A 20591-nucleotide genomic window follows, 5' to 3' on the forward strand; every position below is an offset into this window, starting at 1 on the left:
ACTCGGTGAGGCGGGCGGTTTCTGGCATAGGCACTAGAAGATCCTCCCGCCTCATCCTTAACTTAACACCGCGGAAATCCCTCGGCCGCTCTTTATAACCGGGTTCAAAAAGGCGATACGGTCTTGCTCTCGACAGTACCGCAAACACCCAGAAAGCCCTCGGCCGCTCGCGGTCGCTGAGCAGGATATCTGCGCTCTCCGCACCGCCCGCGCAGATAGGGCCTGCTCAGCGACTCCCCGTTGGCGCGACCGGCCATCGCCCTTTCAGTCCGCCAGGACCGCGACCGCACGGCAACGGCACCGCCTGCAACGCAACCGCAATACCTCAGTCCACCCCAGCCTCCGCCGGGGCGCGCCGGCACAGCACCGCACCGATCGGCGCGCCCCGGCCTCCCTCGCACGCGTTGCTCGCGCGCGCGCCGACCGCCCTGCACTGCATGCCGGACAGCCGGCCAGCGACGCCCGCCGAAGAACCGCTGCGAGCGACATCCGGCCACCACTCCCGGGCGGGACTGAAAGGGGCAGTCGCTGAGCGGGACGCCCTGCGAAGTAAGCACCGCAATCCCGGCGAGCGACCGTAGGGAGCGAGCCGGGTGAGGAGCGCAGGGAGCAGCGCGACCGCTCAGCGGCTGGGGCTTTCTAGGCATGCTGAGTGGTGTCGCTGATGGCAATCACCACTCTTACTTATAAAATCGCGACCGCTCAGCGGCTGGGGCTTTCTGGGCATGCCGAGTAGTGTCGCAAGCGACGATGCCCGGAATCATTTATAAATGCGACCCTCGCAGCAGCTTGGGATTTCGACGCGAACAGCCCGATCTCGCCGCGGAAGAATTCCGATACTCCCCGCCTGGTCACCGTCGATTAAAGCCAAACATCCATCTTTCACCACTTACCTGCAGGGTATCCCGCCTTTATCAGGCGGCGCGGTATATACTAACACGAAAGACCATGACAAACATCGAGATCGAGTACTGCGTCTCCTGCAATCGACGGCGCGAAGCGCTGGACACCGCGGACCGCATCCTCGCGGAGTTCGGGCACGACCTCGACGCCGTGGCGCTGACGCCGGGTCGCGGCGGCGTGTTCCGGATCGCCGTCGACGGCGACCTCGTCTACGACATGAAAGAGCGGGGCTACGACGTCGACGCGATCGTCGACGCGGTCGCCGAGCGCGCGAACGCGACGTAACCCCGTCCATCGGGGACGTACAGGGTCCGCGACCACGGAGACGGACGCGGCAGGGCCAGACTCAAGGGGCATCGACGATGACCGCAAAGGAAATGCGGACCGCCGGTCGGAACGTAACGCAGTACAGGCTGGGCGCCGCCACCGGTAGCGGGGTCGCCTGAATGCGCGTGTCGACGCTCGTCGACGACTACCTGCTCCTCTGGATACTCGCCTCGGTGCTCGTCGGCGTCCTCGTTCCGGCGGTCGGCGTGATCACGGAGCTATCGACCCTCATCCTCGCGGTCATGGTCGGCAGCGTCTCCCTGACGCTGTCGCTCGGCGAGTTCCGCGAGGTCGACGTACCCGGGCTGGGGTCCATCCTGCTCGGCCACGTCGCGATGCCGGTCGTCGCGCTGGCCATCGCCCGGGCACTCGGGCTCTCGCCGGCGCTGACCGCCGGGTTCGTGCTGCTCGGCGCCGTGACGCCGGAGCTCGTGACGCCGACGATGACGAAGCTCGCCGGCGGCGACACCGCCCTCGCGTCGATCGCGCTCGTCGTCATCGGCTTCGGCAGCAGCCTGTTCATCCCGGCCGTCGTGACGGTCCTGCTCGGCGGGCGCGTCGCCGTCGACGGGTTCGCAGTCGTGACGCAGCTGCTCGTCGCGGTCGTGATCCCGATGATCCTGGCCATCGGCATCCGCGCTCGCTACACGGACCCGGTCGCGAGCCGCGAAGCGCTCTACTCGTCGGTGTCCGCGGTGATGGTCGTCCTCATCATCGGCGGAGTGACCGCCGAGAACGCCGCGCTCATCCGCGGGAACGTCGACACGCTCGCCGTCGTCGGAGTCGGCGGCCTCCTGTTGAACGCCGTCGGCTACGCGCTCGGCTGGCTCAGTTCCGTCTCCAGCGACCGGGAGACGCGCATCGCGGCGGCTCTCTCCGTCGGGATGCGGGACTTCGCCATCGCCGCGGCGCTCGTCGTCGCCGCCGGCTTCCCCGCGGCCGCGTCGCTTCCGGCGGTGGTCTTCGGGATCGTCGAGATGCTCTCGAGCGCCGTGCTGGTGCGGGTTTTCCGCTAGTACCAGGAACTTCGCGCGAAGCAACGGGCAGATTCTCGGTGCTTTCGGATCAGGGAGGCTCGGCTCAGACGCAAAGGATTAGACTTGTCTAAATTCTGGATTTGATCCAAACTACTATATTGTTCGTCCACTCACTATCAGACGAGATGAACGACACGCGACGAGCGGAAGAACCACGGGAATCTACACGCCGGCAGGCGCTCGCGGCCGGTGCCGGCCTTCTCGGGACCGGTCTCGCTGGCTGTCTCGGCGGCGGCGCGAGCGGCGAAACTGGGTCGAACGGGGGCGACAGCGACGACGGCCCCGTCGCCGTCGCGTCCTTCTTCAGCTTCTACGACTTCGGTCGGAAGATCGCCCAGGACACGCCGATCGACGTGAAGAACCTGGTGCCGACCGGCCTCCACGGGCACGGCTGGGAACCGAACGCGAGCGTCACGCGGGAGATCATCGAGGCGGACGCGTTCGTCCACGTCGGCGAGGGGTTCCAGCCGTGGGCGGACCGGGCGATCCAGACGCTCGAGGACGACGACGTCGACACCCAGCTCATCAACGTCCGCGAGAACGTCGAGCTGATCTCGCTCGCGGAGACCCTCGACGAGGAGGAGGAAGGCGTCGGCGAGGACCGGGGGAAGGACCCGCACTTCTGGCTGGACCCCCAGCGCGCGAAGCAGTCCGTCGACAGCATCACGGAGGGGTTCGTCGACCTCGCGCCCGACCACGAGTCTACCCTGCGTGAGAACGCGTCGACGTACAAATCCGACGTCCTCGAGCAGATCGACCGGGACTACCGCACGATCTTCGAGGAGGCCGACCGCGAAGTCGTCCAGCTGGCCGCGCACAACGCGTTCCAGTACGTCGGCAACCGCTACGGGGTCCGAATGCGGCCCCTCGTCGTCAACCTCGCCGCCAGCGGCGACGTGAAACCCTCCGACATCACCGAGGCGAAGGAGGTGATCGAGGCCAACGACATCGAGTACGTCGCGAACGGCGTCTTCGAGTCGCGCCGCCCGGCGAAACAGCTCGTCGCCGAGACCCCCGTGACGGCCTACTTCCCGGTGACGCCGTACGCGGGCGTGCGCGAGGACTGGGTCGAGAACAACTGGGGCTACGAGGAGATCGCCTACGAGATCAACATGCCGACGTTCAACGTCGTCGTCGGCAACAAAACGCCCGCGGAAGCCGGCCCCGAGGGCTGGGCCGAGCAATGGCGGAACTTCGAGTGACCATGGCTGAGGACGTCGCAGTCCCGACCGACGAGACGGAGAACTCGTCGGCTGAGGCGGGAACCTTGACCGACGAAGACCGAAACCCAACCGCCGAAGCGACGGCCGCAACCGACGAGGCGCGCAGTTCACGCGAGACGGTCATCGAACTCGCCGACGTCGAGTTCGGCTACACGGCGACGCCGGTCGTCGAGAACGTTTCGCTCGGCGTCGACGAGGGCGAGTACGTCGCCATCGTCGGCCCGAACGGTTCCGGGAAATCGACGCTGCTGGAGCTCATGCTCGGCCTCCTCCGGCCGGACGAGGGAACGGCACGGCTGTTCGGCGAGCCTGCCCACCAGTTCGACGATGGGAACCGGCTCGGGTACGTGGCCCAGCAGGCCACCGCAGCGAAGGACATGCCCATCACCGTGCGGGAGGTGGTGAAGATGGGCCGGTTCCCGCACGTCGGGTTCGGCAGGCTGTCGGACGCGGACTGGGACATCGTCGACGACGCGCTCGAGACGGTCGGAATGAGCGCGTTCGCGGATCGACGAATCACCCAGCTCTCCGGTGGCCAGCGCCAGCGAGCCTTCATCGCCCGTGCGCTCGCGAGCGAGGCCGACCTGCTCGTCCTCGACGAGCCGACCGTCGGCGTCGACGCGGAATCCGTCGAGGCCTTCTACGAGCTCCTCGACGCGCTCAACGACCGCGGTATCACGGTCCTCCTCATCGAGCACGACCTCGGGGCCGTCGCCGAGCAGGCCGACCGCGTCGTCTGTCTCAACCGCGAGGTCTACTTCGACGGCCCGGCCGCTGAGTTCGTCGAGAGCGACGCCCTCGGCCGAGCGTTCGGCACGGCCGCAAAGTTCGTGGGTGATTCCGCGTGAGCGTGCCAGCCAGCACCCCGATGCAGTCGAGCACGATCGACGTCGTTCTGGGACCCCTCTACTGGTTCCTCGAGCTCTGGTCCGCGCTGCTGTTCGCGGTCGCCCGCGTCACCGGTCTCGAACTCCTCCAGTACTCGTTCATGCATCGGGCGATCCTCGTCGGGCTGTGTATCGGCGTCATGGCCCCCCTCATCGGCACGTTCCTCGTCCACCGCCAGCTCGCGCTCATCGGCGACGCGCTCGCGCACACGGCCTTCGCGGGCGTCGCCATCGGTCTGTTCCTGAACGCCGTCCTCGAGCTCGGCGTCTCCCCGTACCTCACGGCCGTCGTCGTCGCGGTGATCGCCGCGCTGTTCATCGAACTGATCTCGGAAGCGACCGACGCCTACAACGACGTGTCGATGGCCATCGTGCTCTCGACCGGGTTCGCGCTCGGGACGACCCTGATCAGCATCAACGCCGGCGGCCTCGCCGTTGGCGTCAACCAGTACCTCTTCGGGAACCTCTCGACCGTCTCGGCCGAGAACGCGGCGATCCTGCTCGTCCTCTTCGGGATCATCGTCGCCACGGTCGCTCTCACCCGCAATCAGCTCCTCTACGTGACGTTCGACGAGACTGCCGCCGAGGTCTCCGGCCTCTCCGTGAGCTGGTACAACCGCGTGATGGTGATGTTGACCGCGCTGGTCGTCGTCGGCGCGATGCAGATCATGGGGGTCATCCTCGTCGCGGCGATGCTCGTCGTGCCCGTCGCCGGCGCGACGCAGGTCTCCCGGAGCTTCAGCGAGTCCATCCTCGTCTCCGTCGTCCTGGCGGAACTTGCGGTGCTGCTCGGCATCGGCGTCGCCTACTACGGGCAGGCGACGGCCGGCGGGGTCATCGTCCTCGTCGCCGTCGGGCTGTACGTCCTCGCAGTGGTGTTCGGCAAGGTTCAGACGCGACTCGGCGAGGACTCGACGCCGGAGCTTGACGCCATCGACGCTACCGATGCCGAAGCACGAGGAGACTGAACGAACTCCGGACCGGGTTCTTCCGGCTCACGTGACGCAACGTCCCACCGAGGGTGGGAAACGTCGTACGAGCTTCGTCGTTCGAGGATCGTTCGTAGCGACGAAGCAGTAACTGGAACGACCGGGACACATTCGATATCGCGATATGCGGTTTATTGAGAGGCATACTTAAAAGATAGCGGCGTTCGTTCCCGCATCCGCCGAGGTCTCGGGACGGCCGTAGCGACAGTCGAGTCGTGAGCGACGGGTCCTCGACGACAGCTGCAGCAGCCGATCGACGGCTGCGGCGTTCGAGCGGTCCGATCGGGACACCGACCTCCGAACGACGATAGCGCCAGCAACTTCCGGTACTCTACCCAGCGGTGTCTCGTGTTTGGACGCACCCCAAACCACGACGATCCCGATGGCGAGCTATCGAACTTCGTGTTTCCGAGGAGGTTGCTCCAGCGAGCTGGTCGGCGGTAAGGCGAATCAACATGTTAAACATGGACGCGGACGGAATCCAACGTATGGCTCTGGAGAAAGAGATCGAGTGTCCGCGCTGTGAGGAGACCCATCCGTTCTACCGGACGGCCGCGACGACGCTTCACCTGGGTGAGAAGTCGAAGTGGCGGTGTCCCGAGTGTAGCTACGGATATATCGAAATCAACGGTATCTCGACGCTGGAAGCCTGACCGCTTCTCCGCCCCGAACCCCTGGGGTGACGCCCCGAAAGACACCCTCGAGGGACCGCTCTATCACGAGGGTCGTAGGTCAGTTTCCACGCACGTGCGACCGGGCGTGCAATTTGCACTCCGTTGTCCTGGCTACTGCGTCGACACTGACTCCGAATTCACCTTACCACCCCTTTTCGAAAGTGTCGTAGTCGACCCACGGAGCTCGTCGAAACGGGATGAGCAACCAGGACTGATATCGCTGTTTCCGGTTCCGGACGGCGCGATCGTGTATCCAACCTTCCCGTTTTGATGCCGCGACGACGACTGATAAACTGTATATCGCGATAGCAAAAGAGAGAGTCGGATCGATCCTCGAGCTTTTCCGAAACCAGCCGAACGCTGCGTCTCGGAGCCGATAGCGACCGTTGCGGACTGACTGCTAAGGGCTCGAGAGGGGGACAGTCGAAAGGGGGCGTGATCGGATTTTAGGGTCACCGTGACCCCGATACTGGACCTCTCAGTCGGGTCGTTGCGTTCAGGACTCGAGATCGAGCGCGACGACCCGGCCGTCCCCGTAGCGAACCAGGATCTCGGCGCGACCGTCGCCGAGGTCCGCAGTCGTCGCGAACGGCAGTATCGGCACGTTTCGCTCGTAGGTTGCCAGCTCGCTTTCGGACGACGCGTCGAATACGGTGACGCTTCCCGGTTCGGCGACAGCGACGACCTCCCCGGAACCGTCACCGTCTACGTCGTCGAGGACCGGCGAGCGAACGGCTGCGTCGCTGGCGGACGTGATCGTCGTCGACCACTCCGTGTCGCCCGAGGCGGCATCGAGCAGCGCGAGCGCTAAAGCGGCTGGGGCTTTCGAACCATGTTGAGTGGCGTCGTCGGCGACGATAATCGACGTTATTTATAAGGGTGACAATCTCAGCGGCTGAGACTTTCGAGACGGACTGAGTGGTGTCGCAATCGACGAGAAATCGTTAACAGCGGGAATTCCAGACAAAATAGCTCGGTGTTCGGCTCGCGCCACGACCCCCAAACCCCACTTATAAACCGGATGTCGCTATCGCAATTACGGCTCGCGCCGGACGACGTCGGCTTCGAGTACGCCGACGCCGTCGACTTCGGCGCGTACCGTGTCGCCGTCCTCGACCACGCCGGCGCCGGGCGTCCCGGTCGAGATGAGGTCGCCGGGCTCCAGCGTCATCACGCGGGAGTGGAACGCGACCAGCTCCGGCGGCGAGAACAGCATGCGGTCGAGCGTGTTCTCGGCGACGACCTCGTCGTTGACGACGGTCCGGACGGAGACGTCCGCCAGCCGGTCCCGCGTCGCCGGCACCGAGATCCAGGGGCCGACGACGAGGAACGAGTCGTAGCTCTTCGCCCGCGTGAGGAACCGCGGGTTGCGTTCGAGGACGTCCTCGGCCGTCACGTCGATAACGGGAACCAGTCCGGCGACGACGTCGCCGAAGTCGTCGGCGTCGACGTCCCGACAGGTGCGACCCAGCACGACGCCGAGCTCCGCTTCGGCCGTGACGCGCTCGCTCTCTTCGATCGGCGGGAGCTGGATCGGCCCGCCAGGGGCGGCGAGGCTCGTCGCCGGGCGCATGAAGCTCGCCGGCTCGTCGGGACGAACTTCGTCGAGGTCGGCGGCGTGGTCGGCGTAGTTGAGCCCGATCCCCCACAGCTTCCCCGGGTCGAACGGCGTGGCGAGCTGGTGGTGCTCGGCCGGACGCCGGCTCGCGGGAAGCGCGTCCAGGTCGGGCAGCTCGTCGGTCGCGCCGAGCGCGTCGTCGACGGTGTCGAAGCCCGCGGACGCGAGCGGAACGAACCCCTCGTCGTCGCCGAGCAGTGGTCGTCCCTCGACCGTTCGGGCGAGGCGTTGCTGTCCGGCCATTACTCCTCCCGGTCCGTCCAGAAGTCGAAGCCGCGGCCGGGGGCGAACACGTCGAGGCCGACGGCGCGCTCGTCGCTCTCGTTCTCGACGCGGTGGGACTCCCAGGCGTCGAGGTGGACGGAGTCGTACTGCTCGAGGGTGACGGACTCCTCTTCCGTATGGACCGTCAGCTCGCCCTCGAGACAGACGCAGACCTGCTCGTTCTCGTGGTCGTGCATCGGCGAGGAGTGGCCCGGCGGCTTCTCGAACCACTCGAAGGTCGCCCGGTCGCTGCCCGCCAGCGACGCGCGCATCCAGCCTTCGTCCGGTTCGTACTTCTCGGCGTCGTCAAATGGGACGTGTTCCATACCCGGTCGGTGGCACAGCCGGGCCTAAGCGGTTGTGGAAGCGGCGGAGTGGACGCGGTCGCTCTCGTGTTCAAAAACCCGGACTGCGGCGGTGCTGCCTACAGGTTCGACTGCGACGCGCCGCCGTCGATGGTCACCGTCTCGCCGTTGATGTAGCCGGATTTCGGCGACGAGAGGAACGCGACCGTGTTGCCGAGTTCGATGGGGTCGCCGATGCGGCCCAGCGGGTTCGCGCCCCAGTCGTCGAGCCCCTCCTCGTAGTTCTCGTACTCGCCGCGCTCGATGGCCTGCTCGATGAGGTCCTCGATGCGGCCCGTCTCGTGGGGGCCCGGCAGCACCGCGTTCGAGCGGACTTCGGGGGCGAGTTCCTTCGAGAGCGTCTTCTCGAGGCCGATGACGCTCATCCGGACGGAGTTCGACAGCACGAGCCCGTCGATGGCCTCCTTCACGGAGCGGGAGGTGATGTTGACGATGGTGCCGCCGTCGTCGGCCTGGAGCGGCTCCGCGACCTTCCGGGTGAGGCGCACGACGCTCATCACGAGCAGCTCGTAGGCCTCCTCCCAGTCCTCGTCGGACGTCTCGAGGAACGCGCCGGACGGCGGGCCGCCCATGGAGGTGACGAGGTGGTCGAGGCGGTCGAACTCCTCGAGGGTCGTGTCGACGAGTTCGTCGATGTCGTCCTCGTTCGTGAGGTCGCCCTGGACGGCGACGACGCGCGCGTCGCCCGTTGCTTCCTCGCGGAGTTCCTCGGCCGCTTCCTCCAGTCGGTCCTGGTCGCGGCCGTTGATCACGACGTTCGTTCCCTCGCGGACGAGCGCCTTCGCGGACGCGAAGCCGAGGCCGCTGGACGATCCGGTCGTCAACGCGACGTTGCCGTCGATATTGAGGTCCATACCTCACCGTGTCGCCTACGACGGCTTAATCGTTGGCGACGCGGCCGGGGAAGCCGCCGTCAGCGCGTTTAAATGCGCGGAGTGGAACCTCCGAGCATGCAACCGATTTCGAACGGCGGCGCCGGCGCGTCGCGGCTGGCCAGCCGGTCCGGAGGTGCCGATGGTCGGTGAAGCGGAGACCGCCGACGAGGACGAAGGGCCGCTCGACGGACTCACCGTGCTCGACGCCTCGCGCGTGCTCGTCGGCCCCTTCTGCACGATGCAGCTCGGCGACCTCGGCGCGGACGTGATCAAGATCGAGCGCCCGGGCTCGGGCGACCAGACGCGCACCTTCCGGCCGCCGACGTACGGCGAGAGCGACGAGAGCGCCTACTACATGTCCGTCAATCGCAACAAGCGCTCGGTCGAGCTCAACCTCGCAAGCGAGGAAGGTCGGGCCGTGTTCCGGGACCTCGCGAGCGAGGCCGACGTCGTCGTCCACAACTTCCGCGTCGGGAAGATGGCGGAGTGGAACCTCGAGTACGGCGACCTCGCCGCCGACAACCCGGAACTCGTCTACTGCGCGCTCTCCGGGTACGGGGAGTGGGGGCCGGACAAGGACCGGCCGGCCTACGACATCATGATGCAGGCGAAGGGCGGGCTCATGAGCATCACCGGGATGGAAGACGGCCCGCCAGTCCGCGTCGGCGTCGCGCTCGCGGACATCGGCGCCGGGATGTTCGCCACACAGGCGATCCTCGGCGCGCTGCTGGAACGCGAACTCGGCGACGGCACGGGCCAGAAGATCGACGTGAGTCTGCTCGACGGGCAGGCCGCCTGGATGAGCTATCAGGCGATGAACTACTTCGCCACCGGCGAGTCGCCGGGGCGGATGGGGAGCAAACACCCCTCCATCGCACCGTACCAGGCGTTCGAGACCGCCGACGGCTACGTCGTCGTCGCCTGCTCGTCGAACAACTTCTGGCCGAACCTCTGTGAGGCCCTCGACCGGCCGGAGCTGCTTGCCGACGAGCGCTTCGAGACCAACGAGAAGCGCGTGCGCAACCGCGAGGAACTCGACCCGATCCTCGACGAGGAGTTCGCGACGTACGAGACGCGGGAGGCGGTCGACCTGCTGGAAGACCACGGCGTCCCCGCCAGCGACGTGAAGAACATGGAGCAGCTGTTCGAGGACCCCCAGATCGAGGCTCGCGGGATGCGCGCCTCGGTCGAGCATCCCACCGCGGGCGAGGTGGAGATGCCCGGCTCCCCGATGCACTTCTCGCGGACGCCGACGACGATCCGTCGGCACCCGCCGCTGCTCGGCGAGCACACCGACGACGTGCTCGGGGAGTATGGCTACACAGACGGGGACCTGTCGACGCTGCGAGAGAAAGGCGTGATCCCGGAGTCACCGGGACACGAGTGAGCTACCAGTCGGTTCGTTCCGTCGAGCGATTCGGGTGCCGGACCAACCTTGCCGTCGTGTTACCGGTCATCGGTCGGGGGCACTGAACGGGCGAGCCCGTTCGGAGTTCAGTCGTCGTCGGTCGACGACGGCGGGGCCTCCGCTGGCTCCTCGGAGTCCGAGCTGATCGGGTCGCTCTCCTCCTCGCTGAAGCCGGCGGACTCCTCCTGGCGCTGCTTCGCCTCGGGGTCGAAGCGGGCCTCGATGTCCTGGTACCGCGGGACGAAGGAGAGCTCGTGGTGGCTCTCCGTCTCGTGGCCGATGTAGCGGTCCTCGAGGTCCCACTGCGCCTCCTCGGCGTTCTCCGCGATGTTCTCCATGTCCTCGTAGACGGCGTGGGCGCCGGAGTGGAGCCCGTAGAGGGTGATGAAGATGTAGCTGTACCCCAGATCCCCCAGCTCCTGGAACGTCAGCGGATCCTCCTCCTCGCTCCACGCGAACGACGAGGAGTAGTTGAACGCGAGCTCCAGGTCGGGGTGGGTCTCCTTGATCTCCTCGGCGTACCGGACGGCGTCCTCGCGGGACGGGTCCGGCATCTCGGGCCAGACCATGTCGACGCCGGCGTCGGCGTAGATGCGGCCGCGCTCGAGGTGCTCCTCCCAGTCGCCGTTGGCGGAGCCGTACGCGTCCGTGCGCGCGATGATGACCGTGTCCTCGCTCTGCTTCGCGTCGACGGCGGCCTCGAAGCGCGAGCGGGCCTTCTCGCGGGAGACGATCTGCTTGCCGGCGATGTGGCCGCAGCGCTTCGGCGAGGTCTGGTCCTCGATGTGGATCGCGGCGACGCCGGCCTTCTCGTACTCGCGGACGGCCCGGCGGACGTTGTGGACCCCACCGTAGCCGGTGTCGCAGTCGGCGACAATGGGGAGGTTCGTCGCCTCGACCATGCGCTTGGCGTTCTCGACCATCTCGGTCATCGAGACCATCTCCAGGTCCGGGAAGCCGAACTGCCCGAGGACCGTGGAGTAGCCGCTCATGTAGGCGGCGTCGAGGTCGGCCATCTCCGCGAGGCGCGCGTCGAGCGCGTGGTAGATGCCCGGGGCGAAGACGTAGTCCTGCTCGTCCAGTAGCTCCCGGAACTCGCGGCCGGCCGGGTTGTCGATATCACGGGTGAAGACGTCGTCGTCGAGGTCGTTGGGATGCATGGATGGGTTAGTTGGGTCGGTCGTCGCGCGGCTGCTCGGTCGTCGTTGGCTCGGTACTCGTCGGCGTCGCGTCGGCCCGGCGCCGCTCGGTCCGGCGCCGCTCGGTCCGGCGCAGATCCGGGACGAGCGGCGCGTTGCGCTCGCCGGCAGCCGGCGGGCGCCGTCGCCGTCGCTGGTCGGCTGGGTCGTCGTTCGGCGAACTCGGCGGCCTCGCCGTCGGCGGCGCCGTCGGAACGATGGGCGCCCCGGCCTCCTCCGTCAGGGGCGTGCGGCCGGGAATCGAGATGGTCGCGGAGCGGTTCGTCCGGGTCGTGGGGGAGTCGTCAGTTCGTGGCATTCGGTCGTGTCGGGGGTTGCGGCGATCGGCTGTCGAACGGTTCCGGCGCGGTGCGTGCGTGAGCGGATACGTGTACTGCCATGCGCACCTGGGAAGACCGGGGACTCCTAAATAAATGTAATGAACAATAATGATAATATTCGTTAATGGGTTTTAGGTGGACGAGGCTCCTTAAATGGCCCTTGGTAACTTGCCACACTATAGGTCGAATACACCTGAAAACAAAACGCACGTCCGATATCGACGTTCGAGGCGCCGGGATGGACCGCGACCACGTCCGCTCATCGGTTGTGCGGACACTGTGCACGGGCGGGGTACCATTAGGTGTGCGGGGAGTTACCACGCCCACCATGAGCCAATCCGAGACCGACCTCGCGACGCCCGAGTTCCGCGGCTGCGTCTTCTGTTACTCGGCGGAATGGGGCATCTACGGCGTCCGGAAGGCCGCGAAGCAGCTGGGCGACGGCGGGGACGACTGCGGGTAGCGCTGGTCGGCAGTGCTGTTGTGAGTCGTGTTCGGCGACAGTCGATCCCGTGAGAGCTGGCTGGGTTTCTGGCAGTCACGCGAATACAGCAGAGAAACCGAAAAGTTCGGTGCAGTTCCGATCGGTCTATACATGGGTGGGATAGCACGATGGGAGACAACAACTCACACGGACCCGGTACTTCTTTCTCCGGAATGCGCCTGCGTGGTCATATGAGTCTCTCGAGCGTCATCGAGGACATACACGAGAACCCGCATCGGCAGCGAAGTTTCTACGAGTATCCGGAACTCTACGACTTCTATCACTCACGGATTCTCAATCAGGATCTGCAGGTAAACCTGCTGAAGCAATTCGAACCAGACAGGACGAGTCGGGTGCTTGAATTGGGGTGCGGAACCGGCCCGCTTCTGACGCGGATCGAAGACGAGTACGATGCGGTTCTGGGCGTTGATAACAACGAAGCGATGCTGGAACTGGCCCGGGAGAAAGTCCAGGAGGCCGACGTTCTCGAGGCCGATTTCACGGAGTGGTCGGCCGCTGACGAAGGGCTGGTATTCGACGCGGCCGTCCTCATGGGCGGGTTACTGCATCTCACCGATGACCGCAGTATCGAGTCCTTCGCCGAGAACGTCTACCGGAGTCTTCGAGACGGGGGGACGTTTATCACCTTCTTCCAGCCGTTCGACAAGAGTGTGGACAACGGGAGTAAGGAGGTTCAAACAGTCGAATCGGAACGGTTCTCGCTGGACCGCCACTCGATTAGCGCACTAACCTCGACGGAGGGTCACTACACGACGACGTACCTGTTCGTCATCCGGGATAACGACCGAGATACTGAAGCGAGAATGGGTACGGTGTTTCACGGCCGCTTCCACGACCCGGACGCACTCGAGTCAACGTTTACCGAGGTTGGCTTTGCAGACGTCGAGATCGTCGAGCGGGACGGCCCAACGATACTCCACGCCGTGAAATAAGCCCCACTTCGACAGCTAATTCGAACACGACACGGCGAACCAGGCGGGCGCCTCTCGAGGGATGGAACAGCCGTACCGACCAGGGACCGTCGGAAATATCACCGATCGAGAAGCGCAACAGGAATCCGCGTCTTATAAAAGACGTTGGCCCTCTTCTCGGCAGTCCCTTCAGGGCCCTCCGGGAAACCCGACCGGCAGTACCAGCAGCAATAGACGCGTGGTCACGGCCCTCCGGCGGAGTCCGCTCGACACGGTCAGGACTCCGCCCGAGACCGGCGACGTCGAGTTCGTGCTGTTGCTGCTATCAGTGCCCGAACCCGCGGAGGGTCCTCGGAGTGTGCTATCGTGGCAATTCTACGGACACTGTAAACCCGGATGGGTCGAATCACGATGGTACTACTCGAAGCGATCAGCTGGTACTTCCTCCAGTCGTCACGGAACACCGATCGCGGTACCGCCACGGCGACCTCGTCGATAGCTGATTCTGCAGAGCGGTTGCCGAGCGAAACAGTCGGCCGCTGTTGCACTGTACTACCCGACTCACGGCCGACGAGTTTCGACGAACGCGACTGACTCAGCCACTGGGTCCTGCTGGCGACTGTCCAGGGGCGGTGCCAGCGACGACGACAGCGACAGCGCCGACGAAAGAGACAGCGACGACGACAGCGACGACGACAGCGACAGCAACGGCGACAGCGACAGCAACGGCGACAGCGACAGCAACGGCGACAGCGACAACGACGGCGATGGCGAAGCCGCCGACAGTCCGCTCAGTCCGCGTTCGCGTCGGCGTCGATGGCCTGCCACGAGAGCTGCGGGTCGCGGGCGGCCGACACCTGGTCGATCCGGGCGGCGGCCGTCCGGTTCGGCGCGCTCTCGAGCACCTCGTCGCTGTCGGCGTACGCGAGGTTGAACGCCTCGGCGAGGTCGTCGAGCGAGCTTTTCCCTTCGATCTCCGTCGGCTCGGTCAGCATCGCCTCGGGCACCATCTCGGGCCACTTCGTCGTCGGCGGGTGGACGCCGTAGTCGAGCATGCGCTTGGCCACGTCGGCGGCGTCGCGTTCGCCGGAGGTGGCGGCGAACTCGTGGTGGAACGGGCCGTGCGGGATCTCCAGGTCGATCTGCTCGGCGAGGTAGTTCGCGTTGAGGACGGCCTTCGCGGAGGCGTCGAGGAGCCCGTCGTCGCCCAGGCGGGCGATGTAGGCGTACGCCTTCACGAGGACGAGCCAGTTGCCGAGGAAGCCGTGGACCTTGCCGATCGAGTTCTCGGGCTCGTAGAGCTCGTAGCCGGCTCCGGTCTCCGTCTCGCGGACGCGCGGGCTCGGGAGGTACTCCGCGAGCTCGTCGACGACGCCGACCGGACCGGCACCCGGCCCGCCGCCGCCGTGGGGCGTCGCGAACGTCTTGTGCACGTTGTAGTGCATGATGTCGAAGCCCATGTCGCCGGGGCGCGCGCGGCCCAGCAGGGCGTTGAGGTTCGCGCCGTCGTAGTAGAGGAGCCCGCCCGCGTCGTGGACGATCTCGGCGATCTCCTCGATGTCGCGCTCGAAGAGCCCGACCGTGTTCGGGTTCGTGAGCATGAGGGCGGCGGTGTCCTCGGAGACGGCGGCTTCGAGGGCCTCGAGGTCGACGCGCCCGTCCTCGCCGGACGGGAGCTCGACCACGTCGTACCCGGCCATCGCGGCCGTGGCGAAGTTGGTCCCGTGCGCGGACGCCGGGACGATCACTTCGCTGCGGTCGTTGTCGTGGGCCTCGTGGTACTGCTTCGCGACGAGGATGCCCGTGAACTCGCCGGCGGCGCCGGCGGGCGGCTGGAGCGTGACCGCGTCCATCCCGCCGATGGTCGCGAGCTGCTCCTGGAGCCCGTGGAGCAGTTCGAGGTTGCCCTGGACCGACTCGGCGCTGCGGTCCGGGTGAACCGCGGCGTTGGGGTCGGCGGCGACGTCCTCCGTGAACTTGGGGTTGTACTTCATCGTGCAGCTCCCCAGCGGGTACGGGCCGGCGTCGATGGCCCAGTTCATCTGGGAGAGCCGCGTGTAGTGCCGGGCGATTTCCGGCTCCGAGAGGTCGGGGAGCGTCAGCTCGTCCCGGGTGAGGTCGTCCGGCAGCGGCGAGTCCTCGGTCGTGTCGACCGTGGTCTCGTTCTTCTCCGAGAGGAGCGGTTCGTGCTGGCCGTCGCGGCTGTAGCGTGCCTGGTCGTAGTTCATCAGGCCACCTCCTCGAACGCGGCGACGAGGTCGTCCGCGTGCTCGGCGTTCAGGTCGGTCACACACACTTGCAGCAGATGGTCGTCGATCGCGTGGACGGCGAACCCTTCCGCTTCGAGGTCGCCGGCGATCGCCTTCGCGGGCTGGTCCGTCCGGACCGCGAACTCGCGGAGGTGATGGCGGTCGTGGACCGGCGCCTTCACGCCCGTGAGGTCGTCGAGGCGGTCGGCGAGCTCGCGGGCGTCGCGTACGCAGGTTTCCGCGAGGTCGACGAGCCCGTCCGGCCCGAGCGTGGCGGCGTGCATCGCCGCGCGGAGCGCGACCCACGCCTGGTTCGTACAGATGTTCGAGGTCGCGCGCTCCTTCCGGATGTGCTGTTCGCGCGTCTGGAGCGTCAGCGTGTACGTCCGGGTGTCCTCGGCGTCCTCCGCCGCGCCGACGAGCCGCCCCGGCACCTGCCGGAGGTAGTCGTCCTTGCAGGCGAACAGCCCGAGACCCATGCCGTACGAGGCCGGGAGGCCGAGCGCGCCGGCCTCGCCGACGACGACGTCGGCGCCGACGGCGGCCGGCTCCTGCAGGATGGAGAGCGCGACGACGTCCGAGCCGAGCACGAACAGCGCGTCCGTGTCGGCGGCGACGTCGCCGATCCGGGCGAGGTTCTCCTCGATGGGGCCACGGACGGTCGGGTTCTCGGCGTAGATCATCGTGACGTCCTCGCCCGCGCGCTCGGCGAGCGCGTCGACGTCGGCGTTGCCGTCGACCATCGGGTACTCCTCGACGGTGAGGTCGACGCCGTCACAGTAGTTCTCGAGGACCGAGCGCTTGCCCTCGCGGAGCTGCTCGGGCACGAGCACGACGTCGCCCGAGGTCGACCGGACGCGATCCGAGAGCGTCGCGGCCTCGGCGAGCGCGGTCGCCGCGTCGTACATCGAGCAGTTGGCGACCGGCAGCCCCGTCAGTTCGACGAGCATCGACTGGTACTCGAACAACGCCTGGAGGAACCCCTGGGCGATCTCCGGCTGGTACTGCGTGTAGCTCGTCAGAAACTCCGCGCGGTCCGAGAGGTGGTCGACGACGCTCGGGACGTAGTGGCTGTAGTGGCCGCGGCCGAGGAACTCCGTCAGGTCGTCGTTGCTGGTGAGGGTCCCCCGGACCAGCTGGCGCGTCTCGCGCTCGGTTCGTTCCGCGAGCCCGAGCTCGCCGTCAAAGGCAACCTCCTCGGGGATGTCGAACAGTTCGGCCTCGCTATCGACGCCGATGGCGTCGAGCATTGTCGCCGTCTCGTCGGGTGTGTGTGGTGCGTACGGTGTTCCGCCCATCAGATTCCCCCGCTCATTCGATCTGCTCGCTGTACTCGTCGGCGTCGAGGAGCTCGTCGAACTCGGCCTCGTCGGCCGGCGCCACCTCGATCAGCCAGCCGTCGCCGTACGGGTCCTCGTTGACCAGTTCCGGGCGGTCGAACAGGGCCTCGTTAACGGCGACGACCTCGCCCGAGATGGGCGCGTAGATGTCGGAGACGGCCTTGATCGACTCGACGACGCCGAAGGCCTCGCCGGCCTCGATCTCGTCGCCCTCGTCGGGGAGTTCGACGAAGACGACGTCGCCCAGCTCGTCCTGGGCGAAGTCGGAGATGCCGATCCGGGTCGGCTCGTCGGTCGTTGTCCATTCGTGTGATTCCTGGAATCGAAGGTCGTCTGGGACGTCGAAACTCATGTTAGTCGATGAAGGGTGGGGCTGTAATAGTCGCTCGCTTCTCCTCGCCACGGACGGCGACGGCGACCTCGGTGCCGTTGTCGGCGTAGTCGACGTCGACGTAGCCGAGGCCGATCGGCTGGTTCAGCGTCGGGCTCATCGTCCCGGACGTGAGCTCGCCGATGGTGGTGCCGTCACCGTCCGTTATCTCGTAGCCGTGCCGCGGAACGCCGCGCTCCTCGAGCACGAGGCCGGTGAACGTCTCGTCGACGCCGGCCTCCTGCTGGGCCGCGAGCGCGTCGCGGCCGACGAACTCGGTATCGAGGGCGACGGCGAAGCCAATGGCCGCCTCGAAGGGGGTGCGCGGGTTCTCCTCGGGGTCGAAGTCCTGCCCGGAGAGGAGGAAGCCGAACTCCATCCGCAGCGTGTCGCGGGCGCCGAGCCCGCAGGGCTGGCAGTCGAAGGCGTTCCAGACCGCCTCGGCGTCGACGGCGGGACAGACGACCTCGAAGCCGTCCTCGCCCGTGTAGCCGGTGCGGGCGACCCAGCTCTCGACGCCGGCGACCTCGGCGTGGGTGGCCTGGAACTTCGAGAGGTCGCGGACGGCCGCGGCGTCGCCGCCGCCGGCCGTGGACTCGATACCTTCCGAGCCGGTTTCGACCGCGTCGAAGACGAGGTCCGGCGCGTCCGGCCCCTGGACGGCGAACATCGCCCAGGAGTCGGTCGTGTTCTCGACGTCGGCGTCGAGGTCGCGCTCGTCGCGGTACTCCACCCAGCGCGTGTACGCCTGGCCGTCGTGGCCGGCGTTCGGGATGAAGAGGTAGCTCGGGTGGTCGCCGTCGGCCTCGCCGGCGGCGAGGCGCCCGTCGACGGCCTCGCCCGCGGGCGTCCCGTCCGGGAGCCGGTAGACGACGGTGTCGTCGATGATGATCCCGTCCTCGTCCGTGATCGTCGAGTACTGGGAGTCGCCCGGGTCGAGCGCGGTCACGTCGTTGGTCGTCAACCGCTGCATGAGCGTCGTCGCGTCCGGTCCGGACACCTCGATCTCGCCCATGTGCGAGACGTCGAAGATGCCTGCGGACTCACGAACCGCCGAGTGTTCAGTCCGGATGGAGTCGAACTCCACCGGCATGTCCCACCCGCCGAAATCCGTGAACGAGGCCCCCGCGGCCTCGTGGACCTCGTACAGCGGCGGTTGCTGTCGGGCCATACCGAATCGTGCGGCCGGCGTACCTAATGTTTTGTTATCGAGACCGGAATCTCCGGCTCTCCGACGCGTCGATGATACACAAATATGTACATCAGACTTTTGAATCTGGTTTATATGTACGCCAGCATGGATCGCTCACCGCGCGGTCGCCCGTGAATACCGTTGTCGGATCAATAGCCCTTTGGCCGGCGGGGAAGTAGCGGGTGTATGGACGCGGATTCGGACGAGGACGCGGCTGCGCCGGGCGTCGCGCTGTTCGTCGACGGGCCGAACGTACTGCGGGAGGAGTTCGACGTCGACCTCGACGAGGTGCGCGAGGCCGCCGAGGCGGAGGGCCATCTCGTCGCGACGCGACTCTACCTCGACGAGCACGCCACGCCGGGGCTCATTCAGGCCGCGGAAGCCCGGGGCTACGAGGTCGTCGTCACGAGCGGCGACGTCGACGTCAAGCTCGCCGTCGACGCGACGCAGTTCGCCGCCGAGGAGGACATGGACACCCTCGCCATCGCCTCCCGCGACACCGACTTCAAGCCGGTCGTGGAGACCGCCAACAGCTTCGGCATCCGGACGGTCGCCATCGCACCCGGCGAGTTCGGGCGCTCGGACGCGCTCCGGAACGCCGCCACCGACTCCGTCACGCTCGAGGGCGACCTCGACGGCGACGCGAACGCGGAATAACACCAGCGTCGTCGCTGCCGGTCCCCCGAAGCAGCCAACCTTTTCCACCCCTCGGCCGTCTATCGAATCGAACCGGTCGCCGGCCGGCGGTACGCATCGCCTGGCTACGCGCTCCGGGCAGGACCGAGCATGAGTGTACTCACCGGCGTCGCGACGCTGCTCGTCGGCCTCGCCCTCCTCATCGTCGGGAGCGACCGGACCGTCGACAGCGCGGCGACGCTCGCGGAGGTGGTCGGCTTCTCGACGTTCTTCGTCGGCGGCACGCTCGTCGCGGTCGGCACGTCGCTCCCGGAGATCGCGACCGCCATCTACGCCGCCGTCTACGGCGTCGGCGGGCTCGCCGTCGGCCACATCTCCGGCTCCGCGACGGCGCAGATCACCCTCGGGATCGGGCTCGTCGCGGTCACCGTCTCCTTCGGCGTCGCCCGCGACAACGTCCGGAAGTACGGCGGCGGCATGCTGTTCGCCATGCTGGCGATGCTGGTCGTCGTCCGCTCGGGCGACGTCTCCCGCCTCGAAGGCGCGCTGATGGCCGGCGTGTACGCACTGTTCGTCTCGCGGCAGTTCGACGCCGAGGACTACGACCACCACAAGCTCGACGTTGGCAAGTCGGAGGCCGCCGACGGCAGCGAGCCGGAGGTCTCGGACGGCAGCGAGTCGGACGCAGGAGACGCGACGGACGACGGCGACGCCGAGGGTGCGACCGGCCGCGCTGCGGTCGCTCGCCTCCTTGCCGTCGTCCTCGGCGGCCTCCTCGCCGTCGCGGTCGGCGGGCACCTCCTCGTCGCCGGCTCCCAGACGGTCGCCCTCGAGCTCGGCGTCTCGACGCACCTGCTGGGACTGCTCACCGGCTTCGGCACGACGGTGCCCGAGGTCCTGGTCGCCCTGGCCGCCGTCCGCCGGAGCGAGGGCGACATCGCCGGCGGGACCCTCCTCGGCTCGAACATCACCGACCCGCTGTTCTCGCTCGGGCTCGGAGCCTTCGCCGGCGGCATCGTCGTCGACGAGCCGCAGGTCGCCGTCCTGACGACCGGCTACATGCTGCTGGTGTCGGGTGTGGTGGTTGGGATGCTCTACTGGCGAGAGACGCTGTACCGACGGCACGGGGTCGCGTGCATCCTGCTGTACCTGCCCGTGTTGATGATCTAAATCGGGTTTTTTCGGGTCTCGGGAGAAGTGGCTATCTTAGTCGGGGGAGTCCTCGACCGATCCTGCTTATAAATTGGATGTCCAGGTGCAGACGCTGCCACACTTGACAGCACCGCAAACACCCAGAAA

General features: G+C 66.9%; 22 protein-coding genes. 12 read left to right on the plus strand and 10 right to left on the minus strand.

Annotated features, from left to right (window positions below):
- Positions 1-948 precede the first annotated feature (948 nt).
- From ACQE3M_RS14910 to ACQE3M_RS14940, 7 genes are all read left to right on the plus strand, one after another.
- A complete protein-coding gene (locus ACQE3M_RS14910) occupies positions 949-1188 on the plus strand; it encodes a SelT/SelW/SelH family protein (protein ID WP_430506324.1) in 240 nt (79 codons plus the stop codon).
- 161 nt (positions 1189-1349) lie between these two features.
- On the plus strand, positions 1350-2246 hold the full coding sequence (locus tag ACQE3M_RS14915) for a bile acid:sodium symporter family protein (RefSeq protein WP_430506325.1): 897 nt from the start codon (positions 1350-1352) through the stop codon (positions 2244-2246).
- A 146-nt stretch (positions 2247-2392) separates the two neighbouring features.
- A complete protein-coding gene (locus tag ACQE3M_RS14920; protein ID WP_430506326.1) occupies positions 2393-3469 on the plus strand; it encodes a metal ABC transporter substrate-binding protein in 1077 nt (358 codons plus the stop codon).
- Between the two features lie 2 nt (positions 3470-3471).
- Positions 3472-4338, plus strand: a complete 867-nt coding sequence (locus ACQE3M_RS14925; RefSeq protein ID WP_430506327.1) for a metal ABC transporter ATP-binding protein — start codon at positions 3472-3474, stop codon at positions 4336-4338.
- Between the two features lie 20 nt (positions 4339-4358).
- A complete protein-coding gene (locus ACQE3M_RS14930; protein ID WP_430506411.1) occupies positions 4359-5345 on the plus strand; it encodes a metal ABC transporter permease in 987 nt (328 codons plus the stop codon).
- A 509-nt stretch (positions 5346-5854) separates the two neighbouring features.
- Complete coding sequence (locus ACQE3M_RS14935) at positions 5855-6019, plus strand: DUF7838 family putative zinc beta-ribbon protein (RefSeq protein ID WP_430506328.1); 165 nt, start codon at positions 5855-5857, stop codon at positions 6017-6019.
- A gap of 478 nt (positions 6020-6497) precedes the next feature.
- Positions 6498-6851 (plus strand): hypothetical protein, encoded by a 354-nt coding sequence (locus ACQE3M_RS14940; RefSeq protein WP_430506329.1) that lies wholly within the window; start codon positions 6498-6500, stop codon positions 6849-6851.
- A gap of 225 nt (positions 6852-7076) precedes the next feature.
- Here the strand turns inward: ACQE3M_RS14940 and ACQE3M_RS14945 are convergent, their stop codons facing one another.
- From ACQE3M_RS14945 to ACQE3M_RS14955, 3 genes are all read right to left on the minus strand, one after another.
- The gene (locus ACQE3M_RS14945; RefSeq protein ID WP_430506330.1) at positions 7077-7901 is read right to left on the minus strand and encodes a fumarylacetoacetate hydrolase family protein; all 825 of its coding nucleotides are present in this window, start codon (positions 7899-7901) and stop codon (positions 7077-7079) included.
- Positions 7901-8248, minus strand: a complete 348-nt coding sequence (locus ACQE3M_RS14950) for a cupin domain-containing protein (protein WP_430506331.1) — start codon at positions 8246-8248, stop codon at positions 7901-7903. Before ACQE3M_RS14950 ends, ACQE3M_RS14945 begins: the two co-directional genes overlap by 1 nt.
- A gap of 98 nt (positions 8249-8346) precedes the next feature.
- Positions 8347-9141: an SDR family oxidoreductase gene (locus ACQE3M_RS14955; protein WP_430506332.1), complete on the minus strand. Its 795-nt coding sequence runs from the start codon at positions 9139-9141 to the stop codon at positions 8347-8349.
- A 160-nt stretch (positions 9142-9301) separates the two neighbouring features.
- Here ACQE3M_RS14955 and ACQE3M_RS14960 point away from each other — a divergent pair, with 160 nt between their 5' ends.
- Positions 9302-10549 (plus strand): CaiB/BaiF CoA transferase family protein, encoded by a 1248-nt coding sequence (locus ACQE3M_RS14960; RefSeq protein ID WP_430506333.1) that lies wholly within the window; start codon positions 9302-9304, stop codon positions 10547-10549.
- Between the two features lie 107 nt (positions 10550-10656).
- On the opposite strand, the gene aceA is transcribed toward ACQE3M_RS14960, so the two are convergent.
- A complete protein-coding gene (gene aceA, locus ACQE3M_RS14965; RefSeq protein WP_430506334.1) occupies positions 10657-11730 on the minus strand; it encodes an isocitrate lyase in 1074 nt (357 codons plus the stop codon).
- A gap of 7 nt (positions 11731-11737) precedes the next feature.
- Entirely contained in the window at positions 11738-12067 is a 330-nt protein-coding gene (locus ACQE3M_RS14970) for a hypothetical protein (protein ID WP_430506335.1), read from the minus strand.
- Positions 12068-12417: 350 nt separating this feature from the next.
- Between ACQE3M_RS14970 and ACQE3M_RS14975 the strand changes: the two genes are divergently transcribed.
- Complete coding sequence (locus ACQE3M_RS14975; RefSeq protein WP_430506336.1) at positions 12418-12552, plus strand: hypothetical protein; 135 nt, start codon at positions 12418-12420, stop codon at positions 12550-12552.
- A gap of 212 nt (positions 12553-12764) precedes the next feature.
- On the plus strand, positions 12765-13526 hold the full coding sequence (locus ACQE3M_RS14980; protein ID WP_430506337.1) for a class I SAM-dependent DNA methyltransferase: 762 nt from the start codon (positions 12765-12767) through the stop codon (positions 13524-13526).
- 540 nt (positions 13527-14066) lie between these two features.
- On the opposite strand, the gene ACQE3M_RS14985 is transcribed toward ACQE3M_RS14980, so the two are convergent.
- From ACQE3M_RS14985 to gcvT, 5 genes are read right to left on the minus strand one after another with little or no spacing between them, the layout of a single operon-like run.
- Complete coding sequence (locus ACQE3M_RS14985) at positions 14067-14333, minus strand: hypothetical protein (protein ID WP_430506338.1); 267 nt, start codon at positions 14331-14333, stop codon at positions 14067-14069.
- Complete coding sequence (gene gcvPB / locus ACQE3M_RS14990; RefSeq protein WP_430506339.1) at positions 14297-15733, minus strand: aminomethyl-transferring glycine dehydrogenase subunit GcvPB; 1437 nt, start codon at positions 15731-15733, stop codon at positions 14297-14299. The genes ACQE3M_RS14985 and gcvPB overlap by 37 nt, the downstream gene beginning before the upstream one ends.
- A complete protein-coding gene (gene gcvPA / locus ACQE3M_RS14995) occupies positions 15733-17052 on the minus strand; it encodes an aminomethyl-transferring glycine dehydrogenase subunit GcvPA (protein ID WP_430506340.1) in 1320 nt (439 codons plus the stop codon). Before gcvPA ends, gcvPB begins: the two co-directional genes overlap by 1 nt.
- 13 nt (positions 17053-17065) lie before the next feature.
- A complete protein-coding gene (gene gcvH / locus ACQE3M_RS15000) occupies positions 17066-17446 on the minus strand; it encodes a glycine cleavage system protein GcvH (protein ID WP_430506341.1) in 381 nt (126 codons plus the stop codon).
- 1 nt (position 17447) lies between these two features.
- Positions 17448-18635 (minus strand): glycine cleavage system aminomethyltransferase GcvT, encoded by a 1188-nt coding sequence (gcvT, locus tag ACQE3M_RS15005; protein WP_430506342.1) that lies wholly within the window; start codon positions 18633-18635, stop codon positions 17448-17450.
- A 207-nt stretch (positions 18636-18842) separates the two neighbouring features.
- Between gcvT and ACQE3M_RS15010 the strand changes: the two genes are divergently transcribed.
- Entirely contained in the window at positions 18843-19313 is a 471-nt protein-coding gene (locus tag ACQE3M_RS15010) for an NYN domain-containing protein (protein WP_430506343.1), read from the plus strand.
- Between the two features lie 129 nt (positions 19314-19442).
- Positions 19443-20462, plus strand: a complete 1020-nt coding sequence (locus ACQE3M_RS15015) for a sodium:calcium antiporter (RefSeq protein WP_430506344.1) — start codon at positions 19443-19445, stop codon at positions 20460-20462.
- Positions 20463-20591 lie beyond the last annotated feature (129 nt).

The sequence above is a fragment of the Halosubterraneus shenae genome (assembly GCF_050510935.1).
Classification (GTDB): domain Archaea; phylum Halobacteriota; class Halobacteria; order Halobacteriales; family Haloferacaceae; genus JBDGPU01.